Source organism: Sediminibacterium roseum, assembly GCF_009939005.1.
Lineage (GTDB): Bacteria > Bacteroidota > Bacteroidia > Chitinophagales > Chitinophagaceae > Sediminibacterium > Sediminibacterium roseum.
The window spans coordinates 1,328,995-1,347,768 of the sequence record NZ_JAACJS010000015.1 but is presented as its reverse complement, the minus strand read 5'-3'; the positions used below and the strand labels follow the sequence as shown (position 1 = coordinate 1,347,768).

General features: G+C 49.1%; 13 protein-coding genes. 12 read left to right on the top strand and 1 reads right to left on the bottom strand.

Going from position 1 to position 18,774, the window contains the following annotated elements:
- Positions 1–212: 212 nt before the first annotated feature.
- From GWC95_RS19640 to GWC95_RS16970, 10 genes are all read left to right on the top strand, one after another.
- Positions 213–596, top strand: coding sequence for a hypothetical protein (locus GWC95_RS19640; protein ID WP_202630308.1), 384 nt, complete (start codon positions 213–215; stop codon positions 594–596).
- Positions 596–1,252: a hypothetical protein gene (locus GWC95_RS17015; protein WP_237722188.1), complete on the top strand. Its 657-nt coding sequence runs from the start codon at positions 596–598 to the stop codon at positions 1,250–1,252. Before GWC95_RS19640 ends, GWC95_RS17015 begins: the two co-directional genes overlap by 1 nt.
- Positions 1,213–1,971, top strand: coding sequence for a sensor histidine kinase (locus tag GWC95_RS17010; protein WP_161819913.1), 759 nt, complete (start codon positions 1,213–1,215; stop codon positions 1,969–1,971). Before GWC95_RS17015 ends, GWC95_RS17010 begins: the two co-directional genes overlap by 40 nt.
- Positions 1,971–2,645 (top strand): response regulator transcription factor, encoded by a 675-nt coding sequence (locus tag GWC95_RS17005; protein WP_161819912.1) that lies wholly within the window; start codon positions 1,971–1,973, stop codon positions 2,643–2,645. The genes GWC95_RS17010 and GWC95_RS17005 overlap by 1 nt, the downstream gene beginning before the upstream one ends.
- A 472-nt stretch (positions 2,646–3,117) precedes the next feature.
- On the top strand, positions 3,118–6,486 hold the full coding sequence (locus GWC95_RS16995) for a SusC/RagA family TonB-linked outer membrane protein (RefSeq protein ID WP_161819910.1): 3,369 nt from the start codon (positions 3,118–3,120) through the stop codon (positions 6,484–6,486).
- Positions 6,487–6,505: 19 nt separating this feature from the next.
- Positions 6,506–8,422, top strand: a complete 1,917-nt coding sequence (locus tag GWC95_RS16990; protein WP_202630307.1) for a RagB/SusD family nutrient uptake outer membrane protein — start codon at positions 6,506–6,508, stop codon at positions 8,420–8,422.
- Between the two features lie 158 nt (positions 8,423–8,580).
- A complete protein-coding gene (locus tag GWC95_RS16985) occupies positions 8,581–9,348 on the top strand; it encodes a rhamnogalacturonan acetylesterase (protein ID WP_161819909.1) in 768 nt (255 codons plus the stop codon).
- Positions 9,349–9,419: 71 nt separating this feature from the next.
- The gene (locus GWC95_RS16980; RefSeq protein WP_161819908.1) at positions 9,420–11,033 is read left to right on the top strand and encodes a glycoside hydrolase family 43 protein; all 1,614 of its coding nucleotides are present in this window, start codon (positions 9,420–9,422) and stop codon (positions 11,031–11,033) included.
- Between the two features lie 25 nt (positions 11,034–11,058).
- A complete protein-coding gene (locus GWC95_RS16975) occupies positions 11,059–12,081 on the top strand; it encodes a pectinesterase family protein (RefSeq protein WP_161819907.1) in 1,023 nt (340 codons plus the stop codon).
- Positions 12,082–12,129: 48 nt separating this feature from the next.
- Entirely contained in the window at positions 12,130–12,558 is a 429-nt protein-coding gene (locus GWC95_RS16970) for a nuclear transport factor 2 family protein (protein ID WP_161819906.1), read from the top strand.
- Positions 12,559–12,600: 42 nt separating this feature from the next.
- Here the strand turns inward: GWC95_RS16970 and GWC95_RS16965 are convergent, their stop codons facing one another.
- On the bottom strand, positions 12,601–13,650 hold the full coding sequence (locus GWC95_RS16965; RefSeq protein ID WP_161819905.1) for a LacI family DNA-binding transcriptional regulator: 1,050 nt from the start codon (positions 13,648–13,650) through the stop codon (positions 12,601–12,603).
- A 445-nt stretch (positions 13,651–14,095) separates the two neighbouring features.
- Between GWC95_RS16965 and GWC95_RS16960 the strand changes: the two genes are divergently transcribed.
- Positions 14,096–17,059, top strand: a complete 2,964-nt coding sequence (locus GWC95_RS16960) for a SusC/RagA family TonB-linked outer membrane protein (RefSeq protein WP_161819904.1) — start codon at positions 14,096–14,098, stop codon at positions 17,057–17,059.
- Positions 17,060–17,091: 32 nt separating this feature from the next.
- On the top strand, positions 17,092–18,750 hold the full coding sequence (locus tag GWC95_RS16955; RefSeq protein ID WP_161819903.1) for a RagB/SusD family nutrient uptake outer membrane protein: 1,659 nt from the start codon (positions 17,092–17,094) through the stop codon (positions 18,748–18,750).
- The last annotated feature ends 24 nt before the right edge of the window (positions 18,751–18,774 follow it).

The window sequence follows — 18,774 nt, the reverse complement described above, 5'->3', positions numbered from 1 at the left end:
ACACCGGATGCCCGCAGAATTTGCGTAGTTCTACGCAACCTTTCAGTAGTTTCCCGCAAACAATAAAAAGCGATTTACGGATATTAGTGTTTTAATAGTTCAACCAAAACAACCAAACCAAACCAACGATTATGAGCTACACAATTCCCCCGAAGTCTCATGTTATACCGCCGCAGGAGGCCTATAACATGATTGAACGTTATCAGGCAAAGATGTACGACATCCTGAAACCCGAAGTGAAAGCAATGAACCCGAACGTGCTTACCATTTCGGAAACGTTCAACAAAGAAGCCATTCTCGAATACTTTTCACGCCCGGATATCAAATACATCCGTATTTACCAGGGCATGAGCGTTAATGGTGAGTTTCATTCCATCCTTGTGGGTGCCGACGACAAGGGTGTTGATATTTTTCCAACAGGCTATGGGCACGGTCATGGCGATGGCCATGGACATGGTGGTCATGGCGGTGGTCACGGCCATCCGGGCAATCCTCCCGGCGACGACCCCGATCCGCTGGTATTTGAAGATGGCGTTCGTTGCCCCACAACCTGCCCACCACCGGGCGGCCCTTTAACCAATTTTCCCCGCCATTAATGCAGCCGTTGAATTACTACTGGATACTCGCATTCAGTTACTCAATCGTTTTTGCAACGGTCATAGGCCTGGTACGATATAAGAAGGTTCTTAAATCGTACCGGCTTTTTATTGTATTTGCCTGCCTGGGCCTGCTCAGCGAAATAGTGAGCACCATTATGGTAGAGATCAAACACAACAATGCCATCAATGCCAATATTTATGTATTGGTTGAGGCCAACCTGCTGGTGCTTCTTTTTTACGACTGGCGCTCGTACAATAAAAGGATGCTGGTGTTCCTGCATATTCTTCTTACAACGGTATGGATCGGCGAGAACCTGGTATTCGGATCGATCACTTACAACAATTCATTCTTCCGGATATTTTATGCATTGACCATTGTGATCCTGTCTATCGACCAGATCAATGTAACCATGATGCATGAACGGAAGAACCTCGCAAAAAATGCCAAGTTCATCATCTGCTCATTGTTCGTACTTTATTTCGCGTACAAAGCCATATACGAAGTGTTTTATTTTGTACGGATGCCGATGAGCGACCGCTTTTACGACAGCCTTTTCCTCATTCTTGTTTATGTAAATCTTTTCGTTAATTTGGGCTACGCATTAGCGGCATTATGGATACCTACGAAACAAAAATTTACATTGCCTTACTGATCGGTGGAAGTATCCTGGCGCTGCTCTTCATTTTTTTCGTGGTTTCGCTGATGAAGCACCAGAAAAAAAACGTGACCCTTTACAAAGAAAAGGTGCAGGCGGAGATCAATACCCTCGAGAACGAACGCAGCCGTTTTGTAAGCGACCTGCATGATGATTTTGGACCCGTATTGTCGTCCGTAAAACTACACGTTGCCTCTTTGAGCCCTTCTTCTCCCGAAGACGAGGCGCTGCAGCAAAAATCGCTTTCGCTGATCAACGATATGCTCTCGCAGATCCACCAGATCGCCAATAACCTGATGCCCAATGCGCTTCGCAGGAAAGGCGTGGTGATAGCGCTGAAACAGTTTGCCGACGACATCAACAACACCGGCAAGATCAATATCTCGGTTACATCGGAGAGCAATGAACTGAATGTGGTGAAGGAAAACGAGATCCATATTTACCGGATCATCCAGGAAGCGATCCATAATACGCTGAAACACTCGAAAGCAGAACGGATGTCGATCAACTTCAAGGAAGCGCCGGGAGAGATCCATTTCACCATCGACGACAACGGCGTAGGTTACAACTACGATGCGCATAGGAAAAATTCGTTGGGACTGGGATTGAAAAACATCATCAGTCGCGTGGAAATGTTGAACGGCGAGATCTTCATCGATACCGCTGTAGGAAAAGGAACTCATTATTCGATCATAATACCCAATGCACAGAACTGATGAACGAAGAACAACCCATCATCAAGATCGTAATTGCGGATGACCACGAGGTATTCCGGGATGGATTGAAACTGATGCTTTCAAAAGAAAAAGCATTCAGCATCGTGGCCGAGGCCGAGAATGGCCTTGAGCTGATCAGGTTGTCCGATGAAACGGAACCGGATATTATTCTCACCGATATCAAGATGCCCAAGATGGATGGCATAGAAGCCACCCGCCGCATACACGACCAGAACCCATCCATCGGGGTCATCGCCCTGTCTATGTTCAACGAAGAAAGCCTGGTGGTAGACATGCTCGAGGCGGGTGCACTCGGTTACCTGCTCAAGAGCTCAGACAAAGCTGAGATCATTGATGCGGTAAATACGGTGTATCATCACCATCCCTATTACTGCAAATCAACTTCCGCCAGGTTGGCGATCACGATTACGGAGAGCAGGTTCAATCCCTATAACAGCGGTGTTCATTCTTCTCTTTTTTCCAGCAAGGAGATCGAGGTGATCAGGCTGATCTGCGAAGAATATTCCACCAAGGAGATCGGCGACAAGATCTTCCAGAGCATGCGCACCGTAGAAGGTTACCGTGCAAAAATACTCGACAAGATGAATGCAAGGAACACGGCCGGGATCGTGATCTATGCCATCAAGCACGGGATTTACGAAGTGAAGAAATAACGCGGATGCGCCGCGCCTTTCCCGCTCACGGTTGAAACAAGCCATCCGGGCGTTCGATTTTCGTTCCAGGTGCGTACCGTAACCTGCCCAAACCCCTGCAACAACCAGTTGTAATCCATTGACTTTGATCTTCAAACGCACAGGGCTCCACACGAAAACTAACAAAAAAAACGTCGGTTTGACATGTAAACGCTAACGCGCTGCCTGCTGACAACGTTACCGGGAACGATTGCGTAGAAAAAAAATCATTTTCGCTTTCTGTATTGTCTATATAGGTGTAGAATTGGGTAGACATGCGCTTTTGGGCGTATTGTTGTTCGATTTTAAAAAACTGCTTGCCATGCTGTTAAAGAATGAACGCCTCACAATCGTGACCGCTGCGCCTGTACGCGCCAGATCCTCCGTTTCTATTTCGCCCATCAATATTGCTAACCAAAACAACATTTTTTGCTTAAATCGATTGCGTATGCTTATGAAAAAAGTACACCTGTGCGTTTGCCTGCTCGCCGGGTTGTTTTTACTGGCCGGACCGCTAACGGCCCAGGAAAAGAAATATGAGATCAAGGGGCGCGTTGTTGCGCCCGATAACCAGCCGTTAGAAGGCGTGAGCGTTACTGTAAAGAACGTTCGGCAATCCGGAACGGTAACCAACAGGAACGGCGAGTTCCGCATTCTCACCACCAATGGAAAAGTGACGCTCGTTTTCTCTTCCATCGGTTTTGCCAACCTCGAAGAACCCGTTGCAGAACGGTCGATCGTTAACGTAACCCTGAAAACCGAAGCGAAGGAATCGGAAGAAGTGGTGGTGATCGGTTACCAGTCTGTAAAAAGAAAAGACCTTGTGGGAGCGGTTGCCTCCATCGGTTCAAAGGAACTGAAAGACATTCCTGTCAACTCTGCCGCAGAGGCCATTGCAGGTAAACTGCCGGGCGTACAGGTAAATGTTTCGGAAGGTGCGCCGGGCGCTGATGTAGACATCTATGTACGCGGCCGCAACTCCATCACGCAAAGTGGTTCGCCTTTGTACATCGTAGATGGTGTGCAGGTTGAAAACGCCCTCGCGGTCATTTCTCCGCAGGACATCCAGAGTATCGATGTGTTGAAAGATGCGGCTTCTACAGCCATCTACGGTGCGCGCGGATCAAACGGCGTTTTCATCATTACAACAAAGGGAGGAAAAAATACAGGTGGTAAAACATCCGTTACCTACAACGGCTTTTATGGTGTGAGCCAGATCTCCAGGAAGCTCGACCTGATGGATCCTTACAACTTCGTGCTGTGGGCATACGAAAGGGCCAAATACACAGAGAACCCGACCGATACAAGCGTTGCCACGCAATACATTCGGAAGATGAGCAATTACGATACCATCGCCTCAACCTATTCGAACTACGCGCAGCCGCAGGATTGGCAGGACCGCATCCTCGGCCGCAAAGCAGCGCAGATGACACATTCAGTTTCTGTTACCGGTGGTACCGATATCACACAATATAATTTAACCGCTACCATCAATAAACAGGAGGGACTGCTCATCAATTCGGATTACAACCGGAAACTCGCGAGCTTCAGGTTCGATCACAAAGCATCGGCCAACCTGAAAGTGGGCTTCAACGTTCGTTACAACGAACAGGAGGTTACCGGAGCGGGTACCTCTGATGTGGGTGGTGCCGGATCCAACAGGCTGCGCCAGTACATCCGTTACAGGCCATTCATCCTGCCCGGGCAAACAGAAGATTATTACGATCTCACGCTTGATGCCAACAGCCCGGGTAACGGCCTGAACATCGTGAACCCAATCCAGATGGCGAATGCAGAATACCGTCTCCGCAACATCACCGCTTATAACTTTAATGGATACGCGAACTATACATTCAACAAAAACTTCTCTTTCAAAAGCACGTTCGGTTATGATGTGAACACAACCACATCGTATGGTTACGACGATACCCTCACTTCAAACTCGAGGAACTTCAACAGGTTGCCGGTGCTTACCCTGAATACCGTTGGACGCAAAACGATCAACAATTCAAACGTGTTCACGTACACAAACCCGGGTATCAATGGATCTAAACATGGGTTGAATGTGTTGGTAGGACAGGAGATTTACGAAACCAATACAAAAACCAACAGTCTCGAGGTACGCTATTTCCCTGTGGGAACAAAACCTGAACTGGCATTTGCCAACCTGGGTCTTGCAACGCCGCCGGCGGGATTGGCGCAGCCGAAACCATCGTCGTCGGAGATCAACACAACACAATTATCCTTCTTCGGAAGAGTAAGTTATAGTTACGATTCGAAGTACCTGCTCACCCTGAATTTCAGGGCCGATGGTTCTTCGCTTTTCGGGCCCGATTACAGCAGCACCATTGCGCCATCGGATCCAACCAACCGCAAGTGGGGTTATTTCCCTTCAGCATCTGCGGCATGGAGGCTTTCTTCTGAAAACTTTATGCAGAAAGTTGATTTCATCAGCGATGCAAAAGTGCGTGTGAGCTATGGCCAGTCGGGCAACAACCGCATCGCCGCCTATGGTTATACTACCGGGTACGCGCCACCATCAAATGCAGGGTATGGTTTGAACGATGTGTTGAACTACACATTGACCTTGCCGGCCAGGTTGGGCAACCCGTTCTTGCAGTGGGAGTCGCTCACATCGCAGAACTTTGGTCTTGACCTTGGCTTCTTCAAAAACAGGCTCACGCTTACGGTGGATGTTTATTCGAACACAACCAGGAACCTGCTGGTTGAAAACAAGATCCCGCCAACATCGGGTTATACAACGCAGTACCAGAACGTGGGAAGCACGCGCAACCGTGGTATCGAGTTCCAGCTGGGTGCAACCGTTGTGCGCAACAGCAACTTTAGCTGGAACGCCAACTTCAATATTGCATTCAATAAGAACAAAGTGATCAGCCTCGGTTCGCAAAACCAGTTCACCGCCAACTCGGGCTGGTTCAGTTCAACAGCGAACCCCGATGATTTCCTGTTGAAAGTGGGCGATGAGATCGGCACCATTTACGGGTTGAAAACAGATGGCTTTTATACGGTGAACGATTTCAACGTAACTTCTTATGTAAATGCGGCCAACAACGCACGTTACCCAACCCTGCTTTACCAATATACTTTGAAACCAGGCGTTGCCAATGCCGCACCGGTATTGTCGACCGGCCTTGCTTCACCCGGACTCATCAAATATGTTGATGTGAACGGGGATGGAAAGATTTCGCTTGATGCAGACAGAACCGTGATCGGCCATGCGCTGCCAAAATTCACCGGCGGATTTAACCAGCAGTTCCAGTACAAGAATTTTGATGCGAGCCTGTTCCTCATTTTCTCTTACGGTAATGATGTATACAACGCAAACAAACTGGAATTTGCAAGTGCCTATGGCGTAGACCAGAACATGCTTGCGATCAACAACGAACGCTGGAGGTACATCGATGCATCGGGCAACCTCGTACAAAAACAGATCGATGCATCAACAGCGATCGGTATTGCTCCGGATGCACTTGCCGCACTCAACGCGAATGCGAAGATCTGGACACCGAGCCTCAGCACCAACGGTTTCATCCCAAGTTCTTATGTGATCGAAGATGGTTCTTACCTGCGTATCAGCAACCTCACGCTGGGTTATACATTGCCTTCTACGGTTACAAAGAAAGCAGGCATCTCGTCTGTAAGGTTCTATGCAACCGCCAATAACCTCGCAACCATTACCGGTTACTCGGGTTTTGATCCGGATGTGAATGCAAGAAGGGCAACACCGTTGACACCGGGGGTTGACTATGGCTCATACCCGCGCGGACGCACCTATGTGTTTGGCGTAAACGTTACATTTTAAAAACATCTAAACATCTGTTATGAATACGATTACCAGGATGGCAAAAACGGCAACGATGTTCTTCTTCGCAGCAGCTACATTGACCGCTGTATCGTGTAAGAAATATTTGTCGCCCGCACCATTATCAACCATCGACCCGAGCGTTGCGTTCAGCAATATTCCCAATGCGAAAGCAGCGGTGATGGGTGCCTATCTTTCAATGTCGGGCGATTTCGGTTATGGCATACGCGTAAGTTATTATTATGCATACGACGACGACTGCATCATGGGCGGGGGCTCTGCATTGAGCTCTGCAAGACACGAAGAGGCGCACTATACTTTATCGGCGGCCAATACCGATATCGTAAATACGTTCAACCAGTTTTATGCAGGTATTGAAAGAGCGAACAATTGTATCTACTATATCCCGAAGATGCCGGCGTATACAAGTGGTTCTTCCGCAGACAAGGCAGAATTGTCGCGCCTGGTTGGAGAAGCATTGGTGATACGCGCGCAGTTGTATTTTGAATTGGTAAGGATCTGGGGAGATGTACCCGCACAATGGGTTCCATCCAGTTTTGTTCCCGATCTTTTCCTCGGAAGAACAAACCGCGATACCATTTACAACCGCATCCTCGCAGACCTCGCCATCGCAAAACCATTGATGCCATGGAGAACAGAGACCACGCAGGATGAACGTTTCACCAAAGGAACAGCCGCAGCGCTCCGCGCAAAGATCGCATTGTTTGCCGGTGGGTATTCATTGCGCCAGTCGGGCGGTATGCAACGGCCAACCAATTACCTCGATTACTACAAGATCGCAAAAGCAGAAACAGATACGCTCATCAGCAGGAGAGACCAGCACACATTGTTTGCGGGCGGATACAAATCTTTCTGGAGAGACGTGGTAGACGCGCACAAGGCAGTGGACCCGCAGGGCGAACTCATCATGCAGGTAGCCATGGCAAACGGAACCAACTCCGACAGTAAGATCGGCGCACAGAACGGAACCAAGATCAATGGCGTAGGTGGCGCATTGGGCAATATGTTGCCAACCTATTTCTACCAGTTCGATTCAACCGATGTAAGAAGGGACGTAACCTTTGTTGCATTTGAAGTGGTGCGTGATATTTATGGAAGGGGACATGCGAGCAACAGCATCTATGATGGCAAGTTCCGCAGGGACTGGATCACCAACCCAAGTTACTACATGAGCTCCGGCGCAACCACGGGAACAAACCCGGTAACCAATACACCGGCATCGAACACGGCCATCCAGAATTTCCAGCTCAATTGGCCGCTGATCCGGTTCTCCGATGTTTTGTTGATGAATGCGGAAGCTGATAACGAGATCAACAACGGGCCGAGTGCAAATGCGATCGCCTACTTCAAAGAGGTTAGCCAGCGCGGGCATGGCGGCAACGCGGCGCTTGTGCCGGCCGTTCCAACAGACAAAAGCGGTTTCTTCAAATTGCTCGTACGCGAAAGAGGATTGGAGTTTGGCGGAGAGGGCATCCGCAAATTTGACCTGGTACGCTGGAACCTGCTGGGAACCGCACTCGCGGAAACCAAAACAGCGCTACAGGCATTTGCAGCGGGAACGGCATTGCCGGCACCTTCTTATATGGCGCCGCCACCGGCTTATACCATGACAGCAAACCTTCCGCAGTTTATGTTCTTCTACCAGAATGCAGTGGCGTTTGACGGACAGATCTGGGCAAACTCATTTTATGTGCCAACACCTGCCACGGCGCCGATCGATGTTACGGTAACACCGCAGGCACCGCTCTCAACAGCCAACAACAGGGTGGCCTGGTTCAAAAATGCAAACATCACCACCACCTATGTGAACTACATCGGGTTTGGTTTTGTTACAGGAAAAAGTGAGCTCTATCCGCTGCCACAGGCATCAATGGACGCAAACTACAACCTGAAGCCGCAGAACCCAAGCTATTGATCGCAACAGGTTGATTGATCATACAACAAGGCCGCCGATCATCGGCGGCCTTGTTTGTGAATGGGAACGGTGGGTTGTGTTTTACCAACAATGATCCAGATTGCAACAACATTCAATATCCGCTATCAAAACAATTACACGCAATTCAAACTACGACCATGAAACACATAAGGCCCCTCGTTGCAACAACTTTGTTGATTGTATTTTGTTCGTTCCTCACGCCGCCCAAAAAAATAAAAGTGTGGATGATCGGGGACTCTACCATGTGTGTATACGGCCCGGAAAGATCGCCGCTTACGGGTTGGGGTATGCCGTTCGCAATGTTTTTCGATTCAACCGTTACCGTAGACAACCGCGCACGCGGTGGAAGAAGCACACGCACTTTTATCAGCGAGAACCGCTGGCAGCCTGTGGCAGACAGTTTGCAGGAAGGCGATTACCTGCTGATACAATTCGGGCACAACGACGAGGCGAAAGAAGAAAAATACAAGGATCGGTATACAACACCCGAAGACTACCGCAGGAACCTGGTCCGTTTCATTGCGGGGGCGCGCAATAAAAAAGCGTTCCCTGTACTCATCACACCGGTTAGCCGTATGCGTTTTGACAAAGATGGGAAAGCGCTTGAAACACATGTGGAATATTCAGCGATCGTAATGGAAGTTGCGAAGGAACAAAATGTTCCGGTAATTGACCTCGACCGGAAAAGCCGAGAACTGATGCAGAAGCTCGGCCCCGACGCATCCCGCCTTTTGTTTATGCAGCTTGAACCGGGTGAACATCCTTTTTATCCCGAAGGGTCGAAAGACAATACGCATTTCAACGAACTCGGCGCCCGTAAGATGGCAGAGATCGTTCTGGCAGAGATCCGCGCGCAACGGCTCGAACTGGCCGATCGCGTAGTGGTGAGAACCGCGGCGAAATAAACTTTAATTTTAGCAGCCACAGGCTTACAAAAAAGTGGATGCTGGCAAGAGGATTCCATTAACAACAAACCATGAAAGAGATTTTTTGTTTTTTCCTGCTCACCGTCTCGCTCTCCTTACACGCGCAAGGCATTTCGAAAGTGTGGGTAGCAGATAACGGGAACGGCACATACAAAAACCCGGTGATCAACGCCGATTATTCCGATCCCGATGCGATCCGTGTAGGCGATGATTATTACATGGTTTCCTCTTCGTTTGAAGCCATACCCGGCCTTCCCATCCTGCATTCAAAGGATCTTGTAAACTGGCGCATTATCGGTCATGCATTGAAAAAGCAACCGCCGTTTGAACATTTCTCTGTTCCGCAACATGGCAATGGCGTGTGGGCGCCCTCGCTGCGTTTTCACAAGGGCGAATTTTACCTGTATTATCCCGATCCCGATTTCGGGATCTACCTCGTGAAAACCAAAGACCCATCCGGCTTATGGTCCGACCCGGTTCTCGTGGAAAGCGGAAAAGGATTGATAGACCCCTGCCCGCTTTGGGACGATAATGGCAATGCCTACCTTGTTCATGCATGGGCGGGCAGTCGCGCAGGCATCAAAAGCATCATCACCGTAAAAAAGATGAACACAGAAGGAACAAAAGTATTGGATGCGGGTACGATTGTTTACGATGGCCATGAAAAGGATCCAACCATCGAGGGCCCTAAGTTTTACAAACGCAACGGCTACTATTACATTTTTGCACCGGCGGGCGGCGTATCAACGGGATGGCAGCTTGTGCTTCGTTCTAAAAACATATATGGGCCGTATGAAAGAAAAGTGGTGATGGACCAGGGTAAATCGCCCGTGAACGGGCCGCACCAGGGCGCATGGGTAACCACGCAAACCGGGCAAGACTGGTTCCTGCATTTCCAGGACAAAGGCGCGTACGGCAGGGTGGTTCACCTTCAACCCATGAAATGGAAAAACGACTGGCCCGTGATCGGTGCCGATGCCCGCAATGAAGGAAAAGGAGAACCGGTGATGGAATACAAAAAACCGGATGTTGGAAAAACCTGGCCCGTACAAACACTGCCCGACAGCGATGAATTCAACGGCATCGCGTTGGGAAAACAATGGCAATGGCAGGCCAACCCGAAAGGTACCTGGTTGTTCCTGGATGCTGCTGAAGGAACATTGCGTTTGTTCTCAGACAAACTCCCCGACAGCGCCCGTAATTTATGGGATGCGCCGAATGTATTGCTGCAGAAATTTCCTGCGGACGAATTTACTGCTACCACAAAAATCAGTTTTCAACCCAACACCAAAATACAAAATGAGAAAGCAGGATTGGTGGTGATGGGAATGAGCTACGCGCATCTTTCCATCAAAAACACAAAAGAAGGGAACTATCTTGTGTATGCGGTTTGTAAGGATGCGGCAAAAGGGAAAACGGAAAACGAAAAGAACATCAGGAAATTGGAAAACACAACGGTATACCTGCGCGTAAAAATTTCAACCGGCGCAAAATGTGTGTTCAGTTATAGCCTGGATGGAAAGGATTTTACGGGCATCGACGAAACATTTACCGCGGAGCCGGGAAAATGGATCGGTGCGAAAGTGGGCCTGTATTGCATCCGCCAAACACAGACCAACGATTCGGGTTTTGCAGATGTGGATTGGTTCAGGATAGAGCCATAAACGAAAAACATTTTAAGGCACCAAAATGAAAAAGTACTTTCTTCTTGCGAGCTTCATCTTCGCGGCATTTTTTTGCACTGCCCAAACCAAAAAAATAACCGTTGCGCAAAACGGCTCCGGCGATTACAAAACGGTGCAGGAAGCATTGGATGCCGTTCCGCTCAACAACACGGTTCCGGTTGAAATTTTTATTAAGAAAGGCGTGTACAGGGAGAAGCTGCATCTCGATTCTAGCAGGGACCACGTACGCATCACGGGTGTGCCCGGCGAAACGGTGCTTACCTACGACGATCATACGGGATCCGTTGCCCCCGATGGAAGCATCATCAATACCATGACCTCGCAAACATTTTACATCGGCGCAAACGATGTAAAGCTGGTATACCTCACCATTGAAAACACAGCGGGCCTAACGGCAGGACAAGCCGTTGCCGTTCGTGTGCAGGGAGACCGTGTATTTTTTCTCAACTGCAGGATCATCGGTTTCCAGGACACCCTGTTCACCAGTGGTGCAGACAGCAGGCAGTACTACCGCAATTGCCTTATAGAAGGATCGACGGATTTTATTTTTGGTCCTTCAACCGCATTGTTTGACGAATGCCTGTTGCGGAGCAAAAAAAACTCGCACGTAACGGCTGCATCAACGCCCGAAGGGAACGAATATGGTTACGTGTTCAGGGCGTGTAAACTGGTTGCCGATTCGGGATTGAATAAAGTTAGCCTAGGCAGGCCCTGGCGGCCTTACGCAAGCGTGACCTACATCGCCTGCAAATTAGACGGGCACATCATCGCAGGGGGCTGGGACAACTGGAACAACCCCGCGAACGAAAAAACCGTGCGTTATGCCGAATACCGGAACTCCGGCGCAGGCGCATCGCCCAAAACAAGGGTTCCATGGTCGCGACAACTTAAGGATGAAGAAGTAAAACAGTTCACGATCGAAAATATTTTGCGCGGCTGGAACCCTTATGGCGAACAGTTTGTACAACCAGCGATACCATGGTTGCCTACGGGAAGGGGCGGATACCAGCCCGGTTATTTTAATTGACCATGTGCCACCTGGTTTTCTTATTTTTAGTAGACGAAAATAAATGCCATGAAATATTTATGTATCCTCGCCATCGCCACCCTGTGTTCATTTGCATCGCAGGCGCAGCCGAAAGAACAGAAAGCGGTAGCGGATGCCGTGGAAAAATTAAAGGAAGCCATGATCAGCGGCGACCGTGCCGCGCTCACCGCAATTGCAGCGGATAGTTTGTCGTACGGCCATTCAGGCGGCAAAGTGGAAAACAAATCAGAATTCGTGGAGGCCATTGCCAGCGGCAAATCGGATTTTGTAACGATCGATCTTTCAGAGCAAACCATTTCCATCGTTGGCAACACCGCGATCGTTCGCCACACACTCAACGCAACTACCAACGACGGCGGAAAACCCGGAACGGTAAAACTGAAACTGCTGTTGGTCTTTACAAAAGAGAAAACAGGGTGGAAGATGTTGGCGAGGCAGGCGGTGAAACTGGTTTAGTGCTGAAAAGGTTAAAGGTTTAGATGTTGGATTTCTTAACCTTTAATTTTTCGGATTTTCTTTGCATTTTTCTGTAGACTCTCTCACAAACAACTGCGGCGGTAAAACCCTTCGCTCAAAATCTTTTACCGGCCGTTTGCTTTCTATTTGCTGGATCAATAATTCTGTACACAATTGCCCCATTTCGTAAGCCGGTTGCCGCACCACCGAAAGTGAGGGCGATAAGAGGTCGGTAAGATCGAGGTTGGAGAAGCCGATCACGGCAACATCATCCGGCACTTTTATTTTTGTTTTTTTGAAGTAGCGCAGGCAATTGGTGGTGAGTTTGTCTGCCGACGCAAGAATGGCATCGGGTTTTGTTTTCAGTTTCAGCAATTGTGTGAGCGCGTTTTCCACTTCATCGTACAACATGCCACCGTGCAGGCAGTGCTGTATACAGGCGGGATCGAATTTCCGTCCATTGTCTTCCAATGCTTTCCTGTAACCACCGAGTCGTTCCTTGGTGATGGATAAATATTCTGACCCTGCCAGTGCCGCGATGTTTTGATAACCGCTTTTGATCAGGTGTTCCGTTGCATCGTAGGCGCCCTGGAAATTATCAACGATCACTTTGTGGGTTTGCATCTCTTCCACGATCCTGTCGAAAAATACGATCGGGAAACCACGGTCGTGTAAATTTTTCAGGTGATCGAGGTCCTGCGTTTCGGAAGAAACAGAAACAAGCAACCCATCGATAGACCTTGATGCCAGGTATTGCGTATTGATCACCTCGCGCTCATACGATTCATGGCTTTGCGAAATGATCACGTTGTATCCTTTGTCGTACGCGATCGATTCAATGCCATTGATGATCTGCGAGAAAAAGCTGTTGGCGATCTCGCAAACAATGATACCGATGGAACGGCTGCGTTTTTCCTTCAGGCTTAACGCAATGGGGTTGGGGCGGTAATTGATCTTTTCCGAATATTCAAGCACCTTCTGTTTGGTCTCCGGGCTGATCTCGTAACTATCACGCAAAGCACGGGAAACGGTAGAGGTTGAGAGACCCAAGGCACGCGCAATATCTTTTATGGTAACAGCTTCAAATTTCATGGAACATCGTGGTAAAGCTTCTGGTGAAGCATGGAAACGATAACTAAAATACAGTATTTATTTCAGGTGCCCGAAAAGGCTGCCCTTATGGTTGAAAATCCAGCGCCCGGCAGCACAAAACACCCCGTAACGGCCCCGCCTGTTTGCCGGGGGCAATTGAAATCGTTGCCGGGAACGATTGCGTAGATAAATCAAGCGCTTTTCAAGGTAAACACTGAATATCTGAGTAGACTTGTTAACGGGATTTTTACAAGTCCTGGGTTGCTGCTATGTATTTGACCCAAATTCATCCCTGGTTCGATCAGCCATATACTGAACTGCTGCCGGCGGCACGCAAGCTATTGTTACATCCTTCCCAATCTATTCGTATTCCTGCTTTGTACCGATTGCAGCAAAGGGGATCTTCCATGAATGTTTCACCATCATCTTCAAACAAAATTGCCTTATGAAAAAATTGATTTTTCTTTTGTGCCTCACGCTCTGCAGTATGCAGTTGTGGGCGCAGACAAAACAGATTAGAGGTGCAGTGGTAGACGAAAGCTCCGGAACCCCGATTGCCGGTGTTGCAGTGGTTGACAAAAAAACAAAAGCCGGTACCTCTACCGATAACCAGGGAAACTTCACGTTAACCATACGTGGGGCCAGCGCTGAACTTGTGTTCAGCTACGTGGGTTATAAAACGGAGACCATCACTTCGGATGGGAGTTCGCCCGTGAGCATCAGGATGGTCAAGGAAACAAAGGACCTTGACGAGGTGATCGTGATCGGTTACGGTACCGCAACGAGGAAAGACATCACCGGCGCTGTTGTGTCTGTTAAAACAGAAGAGATCAAAAAAGTACCCGCGGGCAACGTGATGGAAGCGCTGCAGGGTAAACTGGCAGGTGTAGACATTGTTAGAACCAGTGGTGGCGCGGGCGCCAGCGTAAGCGTTACCGTAAGGGGTACACGTTCGATACGCGCAGGCAACGGGCCACTCTATATTGTGGATGGCATACAGTATGATAATTTCCAGGACATCAATCCCAACGATATCGAATCGATGGATGTGCTCAAAGACGGCTCCTCAACGGCCATCTACGGATCCAAAGGCGCAAATGGCGTGATCATCATCACCACACGAAAAGGAACCGCAGGCAAAACAAAAGTAAATGCGGGTGTGTATTACGGGCAATCAGAAGTGGCGGGATACCCGGTTCCCATGACGGGCCCGCAGTTTGCACAACTCAAACGCGAAGCCTACCGGACGGCTAACCCATCTTACAACCCGGCTACAGACGAAGCCAAAGTGTTTACCAGTCCTGCAGACCTGGCCGCCGTAACAGCAGGCAATTCTTATTATTACCCTGGCCTGTTGCTGCAGAAGGGTTCTCAACAGGATTACAACGTGAGCGTGGCGAGCGGAACGGAGAAAACGCGTGTATTCTTTTCTTTTGATTATTTCAAGGAGAAAGGATTGCTCACCAACGATTACTCAAACCGTTACACACTGCGTTTGAACATTGAGCAATCGCTCACCGCCAACTTCAAACTGGGCCTCGAGAGCCAGCTTGCCTATTACGATGCCAACAACCGCAACGATGGCATTTTAACCGTGGCGAATAAAGTGTTGCCCTACTATAACCCTTACGCGGCAGACGGCGTAACGCTTCTGAGATACCCCGGCAACGGCGCACAATTCAATCCGCTGATGGAGGAATTGCCGGGCGCCTACATCAACAAAACAAATACGACCAGGATCCTTTCTACCGGTTATGCAGAATGGAAACCGTTCCGTTCATTGAGCATCCGCTCCAACCTTGGCGTGGTGAATGCTTCATCACGCAACGGTTTTTTTGAAGATGCAAACACGATCAACCGTGCATTGTCTACGGGCTCGGCTTCTTCTATTACCAACAACATGCAGACAAACCTTACCTGGGAGAACATCATCAACTGGAAAGAAACATTTGGCAAACACAGCATTGGTGTAACGGGTGTTACGAGTTACCTCTCCAACAGGTCGGAAAATTCTTCAGCCGCAGCCACCGGGCAGTTGCTCGCGAGCCAGGCGTTTTATGCACTGCAGAACAACCCGTCGAACGTGCTCGTGTCGAGCGCGTATGTTGGAAGTAACCTCAATTCGTATGCCTTCCGTATCAACTACGCCTACAGCGGGAAATACATTCTCACACTTACCGGCCGCGAAGACGGTGCCTCTGTTCTTGCACCGCAGAACCGTTGGTCGTTCTTTCCTTCCGCTGCCGCGGCATGGAGGATCAGTGATGAGAATTTCATGAAACACGCAACACTTTTCAACGACCTAAAACTGCGCGTTTCTTATGGCGTTGCAGGTAACTCTGCCGTGAGCCCTTACCAGACACAAAGCGGGATCATCCTCATTCCATATTCGTACAACGACGTAAGTGCGCTTGCCTATGGGCTCGATCCTCAGATCGGAAATACAGACCTGAAATGGGAGCTCACCAAAACAGTGAACGTGGGACTCGACTTCACCATCCTGAAAAGCAGGGTTTCGGGAAGCATCGATTTTTACGATTCAAAAACAGACAACCTGCTCTACCTCGTAAAACTGCCCGCAACAACAGGCGGTACGTCCATACTTGGAAACGTTGGAAAAACACAGAACACCGGGTTTGAGGTTTCATTACGCACGGTTAATGTGCAGACAAAAAATTTCTCGTGGATCTCTCAAATCACGTACACAAGAAACAAAGAACGCATTGTTGATCTTCCAAACGGCCAGAACGATGTGGCGAGCGGGTTCTTCATCGGCTCACCCGTTCGTTCGTTTTACGATTACCGCAAAACAGGGATCTGGCAAACAAAAGACAACGCGGCCGCAGGTACGTATGGTTACAAACCAGGCGATATACGCGTGGAAGACATAGACGGCGACGGAAAGATCACTGCACTGGGCGACAGGACCGTGCTTGGTTCGCAGGTGCCAAAGTATACATTGGGTTTTAACAACGACATCAGTTTCAGGAACTGGGACCTGAATGTGTATGTGTTTGCGCGTGTGGGACAGATGTTCAACTCATCCTACGCGGCAAAGTTTGAACCGAATGGAATTGAGAACGGCGCGAATGTGGATTACTGGACGCCGGAGAATCCTACCGACGATTACCCGCGCCCCAACATCAACATTTCAAAAGCGGCATTGCCTTTTGCATCTACACTGGGTTATAAAGACGGGTCATTTGTGAAGATCAGGGCCATTACATTGGGTTATACTTTATCGCCTTCACTGGCAAAAAAGATCCATGTAGCGAGCCTTCGCTGGTATGTGAGCGCGAAGAACTGGTTCACATTCTCTAAAGTAAAAGACTACGATCCGGAAGGCGGCGGGTCATTTGAAAGACCGTTGACAAAACTGGTGGTTACAGGTTTAACCATCGGGTTCTGATCCCATCAAAAACAAAAATAAAATCATTCGATATGAAAAATAAATTCTTTACAGGGTTGCTGGCACTGGTTGGTGTGGTAACTGTAATATCATCCTGCTCAAAAAAGCTGGAAGAATACAATCCCAGCGGGCTCACGGCCAGCACCGTTTACAGCAAGGCCGTTGGTTTTGAGAGCCTCGTTAATGCTGCTTATTCTTATACGCGGTACTGGTATGGAAAAGAAGAAGGCTACAGCTTAACGGAGATGGGAACCGATATCTGGACCAATGGTTCGGGTGATGTGTACCCGCAGTTGACAACCTACAACAACCTGCAGGGCAACAACACCAATGCGCTCGATCTTGAGTGGAACAATTTTTACGCGGCCATCAATCTGTGCAATACCGGCATCAGCAACATCGCGGGTGTTTCTGATTACACGGCTGCGCAGAAAACAACACGCGAAGCAGAACTTCGTTTTCTCCGCGCGTTTTACTATTGGCACATTGTAGAAACATGGGGCGGTGTGCACTTCAGCACCAAGCCCAGCGATGGTGTGATCACCACTGCCAACCGCGCGCCGGTAGATACTTTTTACAACCAGATCTTTACCGATCTCCAATACGCGATCACCAATCTACCCGCAACAACAAGCGATTACGGAAGGGCCACCATACCGGCTGCCAAAGGATTTCTTGCGCGCGTGTACCTCACACGCGGCATGAACGCACAGGCCATTGCGATGTCGAACGATGTGATCAAAAACTACGGGCTCAGCCTTTTGCCCAACTATGCCGATCTGTGGGATATGACAAAACTCAAAAACAAGGAAGTGGTTTGGGCGATCGATTATTCAACCAATCTTGCTTACAACGATCTCGCAACGGGAACCTTTCCTACGGGCCACTCACGCGGATCCAACAATGGCCACCTGATGTTTGGCATGGTTTACGACCAGGTGAACACGGCCATCCTCATCCGCGATATTCCAAACGGCCGCCCGTTCAACCGTTATATGCCAACGCTTTCTTTACTGAATATGTTTAATGAAACAGATGATGCGCGTTTCAATGCATCGTTCCAGTCTACCTGGTTCGTAAACAAGGCAGCAACAGGGTTCGCCATCGGCGATACGGCGGCCTATGCGCCTAAGGTGGCGGTGGCGACGGCCATATCGAACGCAAAAAAATACACGATGTATGATGTTTCAAAAGTGTATGGTTCCAACGGCGTTCCATCGCAAAGGAAATTCTACATCTCGTTGAAAAAATTCCTTGACCCCACACGTACAAGTGTTGCAGAGGCGCAAAGCGCGCGCGATGCTTATGTGATGAGGCTCGCGGAATTATACCTGATCGCCGCAGAAGCGGAAGTGAACATCAACAAACCCGACTCCGCAGCATATTATGTGAACGTATTGCGTACACGTGCCGCCAACCCGGGCCGTGTGGCGGCCATGCAGGTGTTGCCCTCGCAGATGAACATCGATTTTATTCTGGATGAAAGGGCAAGAGAACTCGCCGGCGAACAGCTTCGATGGTTCGATCTGAAACGAACAGGCAAAACGATCGACCGCATCAAAACACAAAACCTGAACCCCGATGCGGCAGCATACATACAGACCTATCACCTCCTGCGGCCGATACCGCAGAGCCAGCTGGATGCGGTTACGAACAAAACAGAGTTCAAACAGAACCCGGGATATCAATAACAACAAATAATTACCAGCGTAATA

Excerpts from the sequence above, each read along its gene's own strand:
- GWC95_RS19640 (WP_202630308.1), top strand. The coding sequence starts at position 213 with ATGTACGACATCCTGAAACCCGAAGTGAAAGCAATGAACCCGAACGTG.
- GWC95_RS17015 (WP_237722188.1), top strand. The coding sequence starts at position 596 with ATGCAGCCGTTGAATTACTACTGGATACTCGCATTCAGTTACTCAATC.
- GWC95_RS17010 (WP_161819913.1), top strand. The coding sequence starts at position 1,213 with ATGGATACCTACGAAACAAAAATTTACATTGCCTTACTGATCGGTGGA.
- GWC95_RS17005 (WP_161819912.1), top strand. The coding sequence starts at position 1,971 with ATGAACGAAGAACAACCCATCATCAAGATCGTAATTGCGGATGACCAC.
- GWC95_RS16995 (WP_161819910.1), top strand. The coding sequence starts at position 3,118 with ATGAAAAAAGTACACCTGTGCGTTTGCCTGCTCGCCGGGTTGTTTTTA.
- GWC95_RS16990 (WP_202630307.1), top strand. The coding sequence starts at position 6,506 with ATGAATACGATTACCAGGATGGCAAAAACGGCAACGATGTTCTTCTTC.
- GWC95_RS16985 (WP_161819909.1), top strand. The coding sequence starts at position 8,581 with ATGAAACACATAAGGCCCCTCGTTGCAACAACTTTGTTGATTGTATTT.
- GWC95_RS16980 (WP_161819908.1), top strand. The coding sequence starts at position 9,420 with ATGAAAGAGATTTTTTGTTTTTTCCTGCTCACCGTCTCGCTCTCCTTA.
- GWC95_RS16975 (WP_161819907.1), top strand. The coding sequence starts at position 11,059 with ATGAAAAAGTACTTTCTTCTTGCGAGCTTCATCTTCGCGGCATTTTTT.
- GWC95_RS16970 (WP_161819906.1), top strand. The coding sequence starts at position 12,130 with ATGAAATATTTATGTATCCTCGCCATCGCCACCCTGTGTTCATTTGCA.
- GWC95_RS16965 (WP_161819905.1), bottom strand. The coding sequence starts at position 13,650 with ATGAAATTTGAAGCTGTTACCATAAAAGATATTGCGCGTGCCTTGGGT.
- GWC95_RS16960 (WP_161819904.1), top strand. The coding sequence starts at position 14,096 with ATGAAAAAATTGATTTTTCTTTTGTGCCTCACGCTCTGCAGTATGCAG.
- GWC95_RS16955 (WP_161819903.1), top strand. The coding sequence starts at position 17,092 with ATGAAAAATAAATTCTTTACAGGGTTGCTGGCACTGGTTGGTGTGGTA.